The organism is Klebsiella sp. DY2415, from assembly GCF_026314315.1.
GTDB classification, from domain to species: Bacteria; Pseudomonadota; Gammaproteobacteria; order Enterobacterales; family Enterobacteriaceae; genus Klebsiella; species Klebsiella ornithinolytica.
Map to the genome: position 1 here is coordinate 3,017,464 of NZ_CP111115.1, position 14,599 is coordinate 3,032,062.

Below are 14,599 nucleotides of genomic sequence, written 5' to 3' on the forward strand. Positions count from 1 at the left end.
CTTGCATTTCATGATTCATAAAATAACTATTTATAAAGATTTCACGTAACATATTGGAGATTCGCCATGCAGCAGTTAGCCAGCTATTTATCCGGCGTCTGGCAGAGCGGACGGGGTCGCGCCCGCCCGATTCGCCACGCCATCAGCGGTGAGACATTATGGGAAGTCACCAGCGAAGGGCTGGATATGGCACAGGCGCGCCGTTTTGCCATCGACCGCGGCGCTAAGGCGTTACAGGCCATGACCTTTATCGAACGCAGCGCGATGCTGAAAGCGGTAGCGAAACACCTGCTGGCAGAAAAAGATGCGTTTTATGCAATTTCAGCGCAAACCGGGGCGACCCGCGCCGATAGCTGGGTCGATATTGAAGGTGGGATCGGCACGCTGTTCACCTACGCCAGCCTCGGCAGTCGCGAGCTGCCGGACGATACGCTGTGGCCGGAAGATGAACTGATCCCGCTGTCGAAACAGGGAGGCTTTGCCGCCCGCCACGTTCTGACTTCAAAATCCGGCGTCGCGGTGCATATCAACGCCTTTAACTTCCCCTGCTGGGGCATGCTGGAAAAGCTGGCGCCAACCTGGCTTGCCGGCATGCCGGCCATTATCAAGCCGGCCACCGCCACCGCCCAGCTGACTCAGGCGATGGTCAAATCCATCGTCGAGAGCGGGCTGGTACCGGACGGGGCCATCAGCCTGATTTGCGGCGGCGCGGGCGATCTGCTCGATCATCTGGATAGCCAGGATGTGGTGACCTTTACCGGCTCCGCCCATACCGGCCAGCAGCTACGCGTTCACCCTAACCTGGTGGCGAAATCGATCCCCTTCACCATGGAGGCCGATTCGCTGAACTGCTGCGTACTCGGAGAGGACATCACTCCCGAACAGCCGGAATTTGCCCTGTTTATCCGCGAAGTGGTGCGCGAGATGACGACCAAAGCCGGGCAGAAATGTACCGCTATCCGCCGCATCATCGTTCCGCAGGCCCAGGTTCATGCAGTCAGCGAAGCGCTGATTGCCCGTCTGCAAAAAGTGACCGTCGGCGACCCGGCGCAAGAAGGGGTAAAAATGGGCGCGCTGGTCAGCGAGGATCAGCGCCAGGATGTACAGGACAACGTCAACGCGCTGATTCAGGCCGGATGCGAGGTTCTGCTCGGCGGCCAGGCCGATCTTAACGCCGCCGGCGCCTTCTTTCCGCCGACGCTGCTGTTCTGCCCGCAGCCGGATGAAACACCGGCGGTGCATGCCATCGAAGCCTTTGGTCCGGTTGCCACCCTGATGCCATATCAGCATCGCGAGCACGCGCTGTCGCTGGCGCGCGCCGGTGAAGGGAGTCTGGTCGGCACGCTGGTAACCGCCAGCGGCGAGCTGGCGCGTGAATTTATCCTCGGCGCCGCTCGTTCACATGGCCGTATTCAGATCCTCAACCAGACCTCTTCCGTCGAGTCCACCGGTCACGGATCGCCGCTGCCGCAGCTGGTGCATGGCGGGCCGGGTCGGGCCGGCGGCGGCGAAGAACTCGGCGGTTTACGCGCGGTAAAACACTATATGCAGCGCACCGCGATTCAGGGCAGCCCGACGATGCTGGCCGCCATCGGTCAGCAGTGGGTGCGCGGCGCCGAAGTCAGCGAGGACCGCATTCATCCGTTCCGTAAATATTTTGAAGAGATCCAGCCTGGCGATAGCCTGCTGACGCCGCGCCGCACGCTGACCGAAGCGGATATCGTCAATTTTGCCTGCCTCAGCGGCGATCACTTCTATGCCCACATGGACAAGATTGCCGCCGCGGACTCCATTTTCGGCGAGCGCGTGGTCCACGGTTACTTCCTGATCTCCGCGGCAGCCGGGCTGTTTGTCGATGCCGGCGTCGGGCCGGTCATCGCTAACTATGGCATGGAAAACCTGCGCTTTATCGAACCGGTGAAGCCGGGCGATACCATTCAGGTTCGCCTGACCTGCAAACGTAAAACGGTGAAGCGCCAGCGTAGCGCCGAGGAGAAAGCCACCGGGGTGGTGGAGTGGGCGGTAGAGATATTCAACCAGCACCAGCAGCCGGTGGCGCTCTATTCCATCCTGACGCTGGTGGCCCGTCAGCACGGCGACTTTGCGGATTAACCAATGCCTGTCCGTCCCCTGCCGCGCCGGCTAACGCCGGACGTGCAGGGTCGGTTTCCGATGCCTCTGCGGAGGCATTTTTTGTGCCCCGCCCGGCCTGTTCCGGGCATAACTGGCAAATCTGACAAACAACCTGGCAAGAGCAAACAAACGCCAACCGGCCAACCGCTGGTAGGTTAAAGCGAGTAAAGCCGGCATTTCGCAGCGGCAAGCGACAACACAACTCGCCGGAATCATTGGCGTTGCAGACAGTCAGCAGGGACGCGTGGTCACCGTAGATGCAACCCAAAGCATGACGGGAATATAAATATAAGATGAGGTCACAATGGCAAATAACTCAATTCGTTCCCCGCGTAAAACAGCCTTAGCTCTGGCCGTTGCGCTGTTTTGTGCCTGGCAATCACCGGTGTTCGCGCACGGCGACGAAGCGCATATGGTCCCGATGGATAAAACGCTGCAGGCGTTTGGCGCCGACGTGCAGTGGGATGATTATGCCCAGATGTTTACCCTGATGAAGGATGGCGCCTACGTCAAAGTGAAGCCCGGCGCCAAAACGGCCATCGTCAACGGCAAGTCGCTGGATTTACAGGTTCCGGTGGTGATGAAAGACGGTAAGGCGTGGGTCTCCGATACCTTTATCAACGATGTCTTCCAGTCCGGTCTTGATCAGACCTTCCAGGTCGAGAAACGCCCGCATCCGCTCAACTCGTTATCCGCGGCAGAAATCAGCGAAGCGGTGACGATTGTCAAAGCCTCGCCGCAATTCCGCCCCAACACCCGTTTTACCGAAATCTCGCTGCACGAGCCGGATAAAGCGGCGGTGTGGGCCTTCGCGCTTAAAGGAACCGCGGTTGATGCGCCGCGCACCGCTGACGTGGTGATGCTCGATGGCAAACACGTCATCGAAAGCGTGGTGGATTTACAGAATAAGAAAATCATCTCCTGGCAGCCAATTAAAGACGCCCACGGCATGGTCCTGCTGGATGATTTCGTCAGCGTGCAGAACATTATTAACGCCAGTGACGAATTCGCCGCAGTACTCAAAAAACACGGCATCACCGACACCAAAAAAGTCATCACCACGCCGCTGACCGTCGGTTACTTTGACGGCAAAGATGGTCTGAAGCAGGATTCACGCCTGCTGAAAGTGGTGAGCTATCTGGATACCGGCGACGGCAACTACTGGGCGCACCCGATCGAAAACCTGGTCGCGGTGGTGGATCTTGAGCAGAAGAAAATCATCAAAATTGAAGAAGGTCCGGTGATCCCGGTGCCGATGGAGTCGCGCCCTTATGATGGCCGCGACCGCGTAGCTGCCGCCGTTAAACCGCTGGATATCACCGAGCCGGAAGGCAAAAACTACACCATTACCGGCGACACGATTCACTGGCAGAACTGGGATTTCCACCTGCGGCTGAACTCTCGCGTCGGGCCGATTCTCTCCACCGTGACCTACAACGACAACGGACAGAAACGTCAGGTGATGTATGAAGGCTCGCTGGGCGGAATGATCGTGCCATATGGTGACCCGGACGTGGGCTGGTACTTCAAAGCCTATCTCGACTCCGGCGACTACGGCATGGGTACCCTGACCTCGCCAATCGTCCGCGGTAAAGATGCGCCGGCGAACTCGGTACTGCTGGATGAAACCATTGCTGATTATACCGGTGCGCCAACCACTATTCCGCACGCGATTGCGATCTTCGAGCGCTATGCCGGCCCGGAATATAAACATCAGGAGATGGGACAACCGAACGTCAGCACCGAGCGCCGCGAGCTGGTGGTGCGCTGGATCAGCACCGTCGGCAACTACGACTATATCTTTGACTGGGTGTTCCACGAGAACGGCACCATCGGCATTGATGCCGGCGCCACCGGAATCGAAGCGGTCAAAGGCGTCATGGCGAAGACCATGCACGATCCGAGCGCTAAAGAGGATACCCGTTACGGGACGCTGATCGACCATAACATCGTCGGCACCACGCACCAGCATATCTACAACTTCCGTCTTGACCTTGACGTTGATGGTGAGAACAACACGCTGGTGGCCATGGACCCGGAAGTGAAGCCCAATACCGCCGGCGGCCCGCGCACCAGCTCCATGCAGATTAACCAGTACACCATCGACAGCGAACAAAAAGCGGCGCAGAAGTTCGATCCGGGTACTATTCGCCTGCTGAGCAATACCACCAAAGAGAACCGGATGGGTAATCCGGTATCGTATCAAATTATCCCGTACGCGGGCGGAACCCACCCGGTGGCGACCGGTGCCAAATTCGCGCCGGATGAGTGGATTTATCACCGTCTGAGCTTTATGGATAAACAGCTGTGGGTTACCCGCTATCACCCGCAGGAGCGTTATCCGGAAGGGAAATACCCGAACCGGTCGATCCATGATACCGGCCTTGGCGCCTATGCGAAGGATAACGAGTCACTGACCAACCACGATGACGTGGTCTGGATAACCACCGGCACCACCCACGTGGCGCGCGCGGAGGAGTGGCCGATTATGCCGACCGAATGGGCGCATGCGCTGTTGAAACCGTGGAACTTCTTTGACGAAACCCCGACGCTGGGCGAAAAGAAAAAGTAGGTTCTCCCCACAATGACGGCACGGATGCCGTCTGCACGCCGCTTCCGGCTAATCTTCAGCGGTAAAATCGAGCAGCATTTTAGCGTGACCGCCTCCCTGAGCGCTGGCGCTTATCGCCTCTTGCCAGCGGCTCACGGGAATCACCTCCACCGCCGGCAACGACGTTGCCGGCAGTCGCGACCAGATCTCGCGAAATGCCGCCTGCCACGTGGCAGTTGACAGATCCGCCAGCGCCTCGCGCAGATGGAATTTATACACCCGGGGGTCGTTCGGGTCTGACTCAACGCCTGCCCGGACAATAACCCGTAGGACACCAGCGCCGCATGCTCCGGCAGCACCGACAGCATCGCATTCGCCAGGCCGCCGCCGACGGCATCAAATACCCGATCGGCGTTCTGACTCACCTGCTCCAGCATCAACCGGTCGGTCTCCAGGACAGGATAAACGCCCTGCTGCGCCAGACGGTGAATATGCCGCTCCGAACGGATCACCCCGCTCACTGAACGCGCCCCTTTTTGCAGCGCCCACTGCGCCAGCAGGCTGGCGCAGGAGGAGCCCGCCGCGGTCAGGACGATATTCTGGCCCGCCACCGGCCAGCGCCTGAGCATCAGCAGCGCGGTCAACGGATTAATATAGGCCCGGGCGGCCAGGCGATCGTCAATCTCATCAGGGACCGGTACCAGCCAACGTTCGGCGATATCCAGATGGCTCTGCCAGGTGCCTTCTCCGCGCAGAGGCAGCACCCGCTGACCGGGCACCACGCAGGCGCCGGATGGCGCGTCAACCACCACGCCAACCCCTTCATAACCCGCCGTCGCCGGAAGCCGGGTACGGTGGCGATAGGCGCCGGTAACAGGAATAAGATCGGAAGGGTTGATCGGAGCGTAGCGCATTTTGACACGTACGGCTCCCGCCGCCAGCGGCGGTAAAGGCTCGCGGCGCAGGGCCAGCGCCGATGATGGCGGCCCATAGTGGTCATAGCAAAGCGCATGTTTCAGCATATTCGGCGTTCAGGACAGTAAAAGCGAGATAATAGCAGAGTTGGGCCGCCGTTTTATTCCGTCAGCCCGGTCCGTCGCTGGCGGCCGCCAGCAGCGGAACGATAAGATCGCTCAGCGGCGTCGGAATGCCGTGCCGACGTCCGCGGCGCTGTATCACGCCGTTACGAATCTCCCATTCCAGCGGCCGCCCGTTTTCACGGTCAATCTGAATCGAGGTACTGAGATCGGGTGGCGCGCGATGAAATCCGTCGATAATTTCCTGCGCTACGCTGTCGCTCAGCCTTGCGCCTTCCGCGCGCGCGACAAGCAGGCCTTCACGTAAATAGGCCAGCGCGATGTCGCTGATATCGCCACGGGCGAACATACCGGCCCGACGTCCCGTCAGCACCATCAGGCCAGCCACCGCATTTTGCAGCAGCTTGCGCCAGGCTACGGTGGTGAAATCAGCGGCAAGATCGACGGCGCAGCGGGTCCCTTGCAGCGTTTGCTGTACCAGCCGGGCCTGCGGTAGATCCGGCAAGGTCAGCCGGGGCGTCGCGCGCAGCCAGACGGAGGCATCGGGTTGGCGCTGCGCCGGAAACCACACCACCGCAGGTAGCACCGTCGCCCCCGCAACGCGGTCGGCAAACTGCGCCTGCTGTTCGACGCCGTTCTGCAATACGCACACCACCGTTTTTTCATCACACAACGCGGTCAACCACGCGGAAATAGCGGGGTTCTGGGTCGCCTTGACCGCAACGAAAACCAGCGAAAATGGCCGCGCAATGGCCGCCGGGTCGGTCAGCACCGGTCCGGGAAGCGTAATCTCTCCGCCATCGAATCTGAGCAACAGCTGTGCATGAGACGTACGCCCGCATACCACCGGCGTACGCCCCACTTCATGCAGCGCCGCGGCTATCGTGGTCCCAATCGCGCCTGGCCCAATAAGGGCAACGGCAGGCTCCTCCGACATCATATCCGCCTCCTGATGATAAGCTCCGCCACGATGGCGGGAAGGCATTAACAGTAGCGATAAATATGGTGATTCAGCAAGTCCTGTTCACGGCTAACGATGGGCACGGCGCCCGGCGGCGCTTAGCGGGAAATCGTCAGGGAGACGCTGCCGCGATTGTTATCATACATTTGCCACGCATCGTTGGCGTAGGCGTAAAAATAGCCGCTTTTAGCCGGTGTGAACCGACATCCGCTGCCGATAACAACGATCTCATGCCGCGACTCAGGGGCGTCGGTCGCAGGATCTGCCTGATTGGCAACCACGCCAATCAGCGCAAACCACGGCGCCGTGCCGACGCGTCTGCTCAGCCAAAAGTCCACATCCTGGTTTTTGGTTCCCCCTTTCCACAACGCTTCCAGTTTGTCGGAAACGGAGGCCATAATCTGCGCGGCCTCGCCGGGATAAAACTTACCGTCATCGGTCCCGCCCGCATCGCAGGGCACCGAGCCATCCACCCATTTTCCCGTGGCCATAAAGCGATACTCCACTCCCGCCTCCAGCCAGATCCCCGTGGCATTCCAGCGCTCACGCGCGAAAACGTCAAAGGTCGCCGGGTGTTCAGCCGTCACATCGGTGAGCGGTCGGTAGCGACCGTGGAGAAGCATCGGCTGACTTTGCCGCTGTATCACGCTGGCGTCGACATCGGGACTTCCGGCGACAATCCGCGGTACGCTGCGCGGGCAGGTATGCAGCAGTTTAAAAATGCCGGTGACCGAATCATGCAGCAGTCCATGAGGATCGGGAGCCAGCTGGGCGTCGATACCCGGCAGCAGCGTAAGTCCCAGTCCGGCTGCCTCTGCCATCATCCATTGCAGAGTAATGTCCGATAATCCGCACTGTGCGTAGCCGCCGCCGACATCAGCATGCACGCCGGCAAACCAACGCTGTTTCACCTTCGGGTTATCCGCCACATTGTCCCATAGCGTGGGAATGAAGCTTTGTCGCTGCTCGTCCAGCGCCAGCGCATGGCGGGCATGTTCAACAATCGGGCTGAGTGACGTATCGTGGAAGGCATACTTTTTAGGGTCATCGAGCAGATTGGCTAACGCCATATCATCGGGAATACCCAGCGCCCCCACCGTTTCCCAGACGCCAATAAAATAGACAGGGATGCTCTCCCTGGTCGGATGTCCCGTCGCCACCGAATAAAAAGGTCTACCCACGCTGGCCACGATAGCCGGCGCGCTGCCTGCAGGCTGGCGGTAATAGCTGAAGAGATCGTTGATATCCTCCCAGACTTTATCGTCGCCGGTTCCTGCCTGGCTGGCATTCAATAATCCGCAGCGCGAAATCATCCCGCCAAGACTCCTGACGGTATAAGCTCCGCGGCTAAAGCCAAACAACCATATTTTATCGCCGGGCTGATAGCGGGTCGCCAGCCAGTAATAGGCGCTGATAATATTCTTATCAAGACCTTCGCCGATGCCACCGCCAATATAGCGATCGACTACTCCGCCTTCGGTACCGACGCCGGAGTGGTAATAGACTCGCTGCTGCGTATTTTCCGCCACGGCATTCCTGAGTTTGACCACATTGGTCGGCGCGGGTTTTCCATCATCAAGCTGTTGGGGCGTATTCCAGGTACCGTCGCAAAACACCAGTAAGTTCATAGGAACCTCATCGCAGGCTGCGTGAAAAGCGGTCAGGATTGACAAAGTAAAAATAGCAGACGGCAATCACCTCAGGAGGGCAATCGTCAAACGTGACTGCCGTCGCCGGTGCAGAGACTGGCAGGTAGTCGTCGGCATAGAGGGAGATGATTTTGATTTCTGGGCTGCCCGCGAGGAGACATCGCCAGGCATGATACCGATACCCTTTTTCGGACTCTTTACGAGAAACCGCGGCTGACTCAGACATATAGCAAAGAAGAAAGAGAAATGGGAGAGCGCCCGGCCCGGTGTTCGAACTCCGGGCGTCAGGCGCTGAGGCGAGAGTTAATAGCGCACGCAGACCGATTTCGTTTCGCACCAGTCGTCCAGCCAGTCCGGGCCGAAGTCGCGCCCGGTTCCGGACTGCTTCATCCCGCCAAACGGCAGGTTGGCATCGATAAGCGTATGGCTGTTGACCCATACCGTCCCGGCCTGCAGACGCTCGGTGTAGCTCAGGGCCTGTGTCAAATCGCCGGTCCAGACGCTGGCGGTCAGACCAAAATCACTGTCGTTAGCAAGGCGCAGCGCCTCTTCACCATCGGCGACGCGTACCAGATTGACCACCGGTCCAAAGACCTCTTCCCGGCTCAGACGCAGCCCGGCATCCGGGTTGATCACCAGCGTTGGCGCAATGTAATAGCCCTGCGAATCCGGCCCGACCTGCCCGGAGATCAGCTCGGCATTTTGCTTACGCGCCTCATCGAGATAAGCCGCCACTTTCTCGCAGTGCCCTTTTGACACCACCGGGTTAATCTGCGTCGTTTCCAGCATCCCCGGTCCCACCTGCAGCGATTTCACCGCCTGTTCAAAACCGCTCACCAGGTTATCGAACAGCGGGGCTTCAATATAGATGCGTGAGCTGGCGGCGCAGACCTGCCCCTGATTGAGGAAACTGCCGGTCATCAGCCCTTCGATTACCCACTCCGGATTGGCGTCTTTCAGCACGATCGCCGGGTTTTTTCCCCCCAGCTCCAGCGTCACGCGGGTCAGACGGTCGGCGGCCACCCTGGCGATATGCTTACCGGTTGCGGTGGAGCCGGTAAAGCTGACCTTCGCCACCTGCGGATGAGAGGTTAACGCCGAGCCGCATCCGGCGCCGCTGCCGGTCACGACGTTAAATACTCCGTCCGGGATCCCAGCCTCGGTGGCCAACTCGGCAACGCGCAGCAGCGTCAGCGGCGTGGTCTCCGATGGTTTGATGACGATAGAGCATCCTGCCGCCAGCGCCGGCATCACTTTCCACATCCCGATCATCAGCGGAAAATTCCACGGCACGATACCGGCGACAACGCCCACCGGCTCTTTGCGCGTCCACGCCTGGTAGCGTGCGCCCTGCGGGAACGGAATCGACACATCGAGCGTGCGCCCGCTGATTTTGGTGGTCAGCCCGGCGGTGTAACGCATCCAGTTCAGCGTACAGCCCACTTCAAATGCGCGAGAAATCTGGATGGATTTCCCCTGCTCCAGCGTCTCCAGCTGCGCCAGTTCTTCGCCGTGCTGTTCGACCAGATCGGCAAAACGCAGCAGGATACGTTCGCGGTCGGCCGGCGTGCGCCCAGCCCAGCTGCGGGCGACGAAGGCGCGCCACGCCGACATTACCGCGCGATCGACATCGGCCGCGTTAGCATCCGCGGTACTGGCGATGGCCTGCCCGGTTGCCGGGTTCCAGACGGTAAGACGCTGTTCGCTCTGCGACGCCTGCTGGGTACCGTCGATATATAAGCCATGCTGGCGGTCTAAAAACTGTTGAACGCTGGCAAGCAGCGCTACCTGTGCTGTGGACATATCGCTTCCTTATTGCTCACGGATCGTGAATTCAGTCTACGACGCGGCTGACGTTCGCGCTTTTTTCTCTGTGACATTCGTTTGTGCCGCTGTGACAGCCGCCGCAATTCAACATATTGCGGACGCAGAAATGTGCCTCAGGTAATAGTTCTTTCATATACTCCGCGCCTCGCTCTTGTATGCCACTGTGTAAATGCAACAATGCAAAAACATTATGTTTACATGAGACAGACTATGGCGACGGCGGAGCACGGACAGGACTACCAGCGCTGGTTGGCGAAAATCAATCAGGTCTGCGGCCATTTTGCCGCTCGTCCGTTGGAAGGTCGCTTTCACGGGGAGATTGACGCCAGCTATGCCGGCACGCTGAAAGTCAGCACCGTCACCGCCAGCGGCGTCAATCTGTTCCGCACCCGCAACGAAATTAAGCGCAGCAATGACGACTGGTTTTATACCGTCTTCCAGCTCTCCGGCCAGGCGGCCATCGAGCAGGACGATCGCCAGGTGGTCCTCGACGCCGGTGACATCACCCTGATTGACGCATCTCGCCCCTGCTCTATTTTCTGGCAGCAGACTTCGCGCCAGGCCTCCCTGCTACTGCCCCGACAGCTGCTGGAGCAACAGCTGCGCGGCAGTGAAATAAGCATTGCCACGCGGCTGGAAAAATCGCTGCCGATGGTCCAGCTCAGTCAGCGGCTGCTGCAGGAGAGCATGTGTAGCCCGGAGCTGTCGGAAAGTGAGAGTGCCGCGGCGCTGGAGGCCATCGTCTGCCTGCTGCGTCCGATGCTGCATCATCACGACCCCCGACCGTCGCGTAGGGAGAAGCAGTTTCAGAAGATTATGGATTTAATTGATGAGTCCATTCAGGCGGAACATCTGCGTCCGGAGTGGCTGGCCAGCGAGACCGGTATGTCGGTTCGGAGTCTGTACCGGTTGTTTGCCGACAAGGGGCTGGTGGTCGCACAATATATTAAGAACCGGCGTCTCGATCTCTGCGCGCAGGCATTGCACAATGCCCGTGATGACGAAAAGCTGGCGGGAATTGGCTATAGCTGGGGATTCAGCGACCACAGCCACTTCTCGACCGCTTTCAAACAGCGTTTTGGCGTATCGCCCGGGGAATACCGCAAGCGCTGCCGCTGATTTTTATACGGCAATGGGCCGCAGACTTCCGGCCTCCCCCCGCCGCTGTCCGGCTGCCGCTTCCAGTCGCAGCGCCTCCTGTTGCCACCGCCGCTTGCTGATTCCTCTGTCCGTTACCGGGTGCCGCGCCTGACGTCCGCTTTGTTCCCCCGCAGGCCTCGTCCCGCGCATTTCGCCCCTGTTCCCGCCCGATCCGGGTCTGGCCGTAAAAAAAACAAAAGCGTATAAAAAATATAAAATGGAATTTTAATTTCATTAATAACTGCATGGATTTAAAAGCGTGACTCGTATCAAAAATTTAACTTTTAATTCAATAGCTTATTTTTGACAACCCCATAAACCCCATCAAATATTATCTTTTAAAATCAATTATATAAAAACATTATCTTTTCTCACAAAGAGAAATTTGTTTCGCTTCAAACAAAATGAAATGAAATGAAATTTTCAAATTGTGATCTATTTGTGATTTTATTTCATTAGCCGATGTCATATTACCCTTCGATAGAACGCAATCTGTCCACTCTCGGCGGTACGCAAACCCGCAAGCACGGAGGAGACCATGAAGGACACAGAAAGAAGATTGAACACGTCGGACGGCAGGGAGCGTTGTCATGTCATCGATTACCTATCGGTCACGACGGTTTTTCCACTGAAAGGAACGCCGGTGACAAAGCACAACGAGGCGTCAGCAAGACACCTTGCACCGCAGGTTGGCTTTCATCGCTTCAAGAGCGAGGGCCAGACGCGGTACCGGATTCGCACAGTCTGTTCTGTGCACAAGCGCTGTCGGGTAACCGTGTGAATGTCGACAGCAAGCATCGCAGATGCCACACACAATCCAGAGACACTGATAACACACCGTCAATCAAAAACACGCCTCATCGCCCGTTGCTCCTCAGCATATGGCGATGAAGACGAATAATCGCACCGCCCATCTCGTTTCCCTCCGTCATCGTTCGACAGGATAAAACTGTAGCCGCGAGCGAAGAGAAACAGAATGACCGGTGCTGTTAATGAAAATAAAAGGTATGAAAATGTCAGCTATCATGAAACTGAACGTACAGCAAAGAAAGCGGCTTCACCAAATAACGCTAGTGGCAACATTTGGCGGCCTGCTATTCGGCTATGACACCGGGGTTATTAATGGTGCATTTTCTTCACTGAAGCAATATATGAGCCTGACGCCGACAACGGAAGGTCTGGTCATGAGCGTATTGCTGGTGGGCGCCGCTATTGGCAGCGTTTTTGGTGGAACCCTCGCCGATTATTTTGGCAGACGCAAATATCTGCTCTGCCTGTCCTTTATTTTCCTTGTCGGGGCATTAATGTCAGCCCTCGCCCCGGATATCACCGTCTTGCTGCTATCCCGTTTTCTGCTGGGATATGCCGTCGGTGGCGCTTCCGTCACGGCACCGACGTTCATTTCTGAAGTTGCCCCCACGGAAATGCGCGGTAAACTCACGGGGCTGAATGAGGTCGCCATTGTTATCGGGCAGCTTGCCGCATTCGCCATCAACGCCATAATTGGTATTATCTGGGGCCACCTTCCCGACGTCTGGCGATATATGTTGATGGTGCAGGCCATCCCGGCTATCTGTTTATTTGTCGGAATGTTGCGTTCTCCGGAAAGCCCGCGCTGGCTGGTGAGCAAAAACCGTCATCAGGAAGCGCTGGAAGTATTAAAGCAGATCCGCTCGCCGGAACGCGCGGCGCAAGAATTTGCCGATATTTCGACCCTCATCAAAGTTGAAGCCGATCGCAAATTCAGTACGCAAAACGCGTTTTTGACCATTCTCAGCACGCCGTGGATTTTTAAATTACTGCTGGTGGGCATCATTTGGGCTGCGTTGCAGCAGACCACCGGGGTCAATGTCATTATGTACTATGGCACCGAAATCCTGAGTACGGCCGGCTTCTCAGAAAGAACCTCCTTAATATGCAACGTGCTCAACGGGGTCTTCTCGGTGGGGGGAATGCTGGTTGGGGTCTTCTTCCTCGTTGATCGCTTTAAACGCAAAACCATCATTATTTATGGCTTTGCCATTATGGCGACGCTGCACCTGATCATTGCCGGCGTCGATTACACGCTGGTTGGCGATATCAAAGCGACGGCGATCTGGCTGCTCGGCGCGTTGTTTGTCGGGGTCATGCAGGGGACAATGGGCTTTATTACCTGGGTGGTGTTGGCCGAACTGTTCCCGCTGAAATTCCGCGGCCTGTCGATGGGGATTTCAGTGTTTTTCATGTGGATCATGAATGCCGTTGTCAGCTACCTGTTTCCGCTGCTCCAGGCCAAACTCGGCCTTGGTCCGGTATTCCTGATTTTCGCGGCCATCAACTATATCGCGATTATCTTTGTGGTCACGGCGCTTCCGGAAACCTCGAACAAATCGCTGGAACAATTAGAAGAAGAGTTATCGTCTAATAAATATGATGCGCGGGTGAATAACGGCGCGGAGGTCGCTCACAATGATCGCTAATATTACGCAAGAGAACCTTCACCTTGGCTACAAGGCGAAAAATAAGGCCGAAGTGTTGACCCTGCTCGGTGAGGAATTTAAAAAGAAAGGCTACGTCAGCGAAAACTGCACCGCTTTTCTTGATGAAAGGGAACGTCAGGTGTCCACTTTTTTAGGCAATGGCATTACGCTTCCGCACCTGCCGAAATCCGCGACCAATATCATTCTGAAAACCGGAATAGAAATATTTCAGTTCCCGGACGGCGTCATCTGGGACAGAAGCAACGTCATGTTTATCGCCATTGGCGTGATTGCCAAAGAGAAAGAGCATATTGATGTTCTGAAGGACATCGCTTCTATTTTCAGCGATGAAATCATTGCAAATGCGCTGTCATTGATCTCCAGTAAACAGGACTTTTTGACGATTTTACAACAACACCGCTAACCCTGACGCTTAATCGCCGTCAGGCCCCGCCGCCGCTGATGAAAGGGAGTCTCATCAGCGGCCGTTCCTGCCAGGCAAAAGCGCCGGCGCGTTATTTCCGCAGCCATTGACCATTCAGTCCCTGAACATACTCCCCCGGCTGTGCCCGCGAGACCAGTTTTTGTCCGGCCATTTTCGCCACCTCATCCACCGGCAGGTTATTATCATCCGCCAGCTGCTGATAGCTTTCACTTCTGGCCGCGTTGATCTGTTTAACCAGCGCCAGCGTTTCCTTATCCTGACGCAGCGGCGCCAGATAGCCATTCAGCGTTTCGCCGACCCGCCCTTGCTCCCGAGCCTCCCCCAGCGTCAGCGCCAGCGCCGATGAGCTGAGAAGGCCAAGCGCCAACGCCGCCGTTAACAGTCGTTTTCTCATCGC

Annotated in this window: 9 protein-coding genes and 1 pseudogene; 5 read left to right on the forward strand and 5 right to left on the reverse strand. The window is 57.5% G+C overall.

Features of this window, described 5'->3' with window-relative positions; translation table 11 throughout:
• Window positions 1-66 precede the first annotated feature (66 nt).
• Window positions 67-2,112 (forward strand): phenylacetic acid degradation bifunctional protein PaaZ, encoded by a 2,046-nt coding sequence (gene paaZ, locus OQV00_RS14230; RefSeq protein ID WP_015584468.1) that lies wholly within the window; start codon window positions 67-69, stop codon window positions 2,110-2,112.
• 325 nt (window positions 2,113-2,437) lie between these two features.
• Window positions 2,438-4,705, forward strand: coding sequence for a primary-amine oxidase (gene tynA, locus OQV00_RS14235; RefSeq protein ID WP_004861284.1), 2,268 nt, complete (start codon window positions 2,438-2,440; stop codon window positions 4,703-4,705).
• A gap of 48 nt (window positions 4,706-4,753) precedes the next feature.
• Here tynA and OQV00_RS14240 read toward each other — a convergent pair.
• The 4 genes and pseudogenes from OQV00_RS14240 to OQV00_RS14255 all read right to left on the reverse strand — a co-directional run bounded on the left by OQV00_RS14240 (window position 4,754) and on the right by OQV00_RS14255 (window position 10,134).
• A pseudogene (locus OQV00_RS14240) lies at window positions 4,754-5,706 on the reverse strand (zinc-dependent alcohol dehydrogenase family protein).
• 61 nt (window positions 5,707-5,767) lie between these two features.
• Complete coding sequence (locus tag OQV00_RS14245) at window positions 5,768-6,658, reverse strand: oxidoreductase (protein WP_015584471.1); 891 nt, start codon at window positions 6,656-6,658, stop codon at window positions 5,768-5,770.
• Window positions 6,659-6,780: 122 nt separating this feature from the next.
• A complete protein-coding gene (locus OQV00_RS14250; RefSeq protein WP_266278789.1) occupies window positions 6,781-8,310 on the reverse strand; it encodes a DUF2235 domain-containing protein in 1,530 nt (509 codons plus the stop codon).
• A gap of 324 nt (window positions 8,311-8,634) precedes the next feature.
• Window positions 8,635-10,134, reverse strand: a complete 1,500-nt coding sequence (locus OQV00_RS14255; RefSeq protein WP_004861276.1) for an aldehyde dehydrogenase family protein — start codon at window positions 10,132-10,134, stop codon at window positions 8,635-8,637.
• Between the two features lie 234 nt (window positions 10,135-10,368).
• On the opposite strand from OQV00_RS14255, the gene feaR reads away from it, so the two are divergent.
• From feaR to OQV00_RS14270, 3 genes are all read left to right on the forward strand, one after another.
• The gene (gene feaR / locus OQV00_RS14260; RefSeq protein ID WP_004861269.1) at window positions 10,369-11,277 is read left to right on the forward strand and encodes a transcriptional regulator FeaR; all 909 of its coding nucleotides are present in this window, start codon (window positions 10,369-10,371) and stop codon (window positions 11,275-11,277) included.
• 1,034 nt (window positions 11,278-12,311) lie between these two features.
• Window positions 12,312-13,757, forward strand: coding sequence for a sugar porter family MFS transporter (locus OQV00_RS14265; RefSeq protein ID WP_048024565.1), 1,446 nt, complete (start codon window positions 12,312-12,314; stop codon window positions 13,755-13,757).
• Window positions 13,747-14,181: a PTS sugar transporter subunit IIA gene (locus tag OQV00_RS14270; protein ID WP_004861262.1), complete on the forward strand. Its 435-nt coding sequence runs from the start codon at window positions 13,747-13,749 to the stop codon at window positions 14,179-14,181. The genes OQV00_RS14265 and OQV00_RS14270 overlap by 11 nt, the downstream gene beginning before the upstream one ends.
• A 91-nt stretch (window positions 14,182-14,272) precedes the next feature.
• Here OQV00_RS14270 and OQV00_RS14275 read toward each other — a convergent pair whose 3' ends face one another.
• Window positions 14,273-14,596, reverse strand: coding sequence for a YdbL family probable chaperone protein (locus OQV00_RS14275; RefSeq protein ID WP_004861259.1), 324 nt, complete (start codon window positions 14,594-14,596; stop codon window positions 14,273-14,275).
• Window positions 14,597-14,599: the final 3 nt, after the last annotated feature.

What these genes read in the sequence shown, in the direction of transcription:
- paaZ (WP_015584468.1), top strand. Translation starts at nt 67, where the DNA reads ATGCAGCAGTTAGCCAGCTATTTATCCGGCGTCTGGCAGAGCGGACGG.
- tynA (WP_004861284.1), top strand. Translation starts at nt 2,438, where the DNA reads ATGGCAAATAACTCAATTCGTTCCCCGCGTAAAACAGCCTTAGCTCTG.
- OQV00_RS14245 (WP_015584471.1), bottom strand. Translation starts at nt 6,658, where the DNA reads ATGTCGGAGGAGCCTGCCGTTGCCCTTATTGGGCCAGGCGCGATTGGG.
- OQV00_RS14250 (WP_266278789.1), bottom strand. Translation starts at nt 8,310, where the DNA reads ATGAACTTACTGGTGTTTTGCGACGGTACCTGGAATACGCCCCAACAG.
- OQV00_RS14255 (WP_004861276.1), bottom strand. Translation starts at nt 10,134, where the DNA reads ATGTCCACAGCACAGGTAGCGCTGCTTGCCAGCGTTCAACAGTTTTTA.
- feaR (WP_004861269.1), top strand. Translation starts at nt 10,369, where the DNA reads ATGGCGACGGCGGAGCACGGACAGGACTACCAGCGCTGGTTGGCGAAA.
- OQV00_RS14265 (WP_048024565.1), top strand. Translation starts at nt 12,312, where the DNA reads ATGTCAGCTATCATGAAACTGAACGTACAGCAAAGAAAGCGGCTTCAC.
- OQV00_RS14270 (WP_004861262.1), top strand. Translation starts at nt 13,747, where the DNA reads ATGATCGCTAATATTACGCAAGAGAACCTTCACCTTGGCTACAAGGCG.
- OQV00_RS14275 (WP_004861259.1), bottom strand. Translation starts at nt 14,596, where the DNA reads ATGAGAAAACGACTGTTAACGGCGGCGTTGGCGCTTGGCCTTCTCAGC.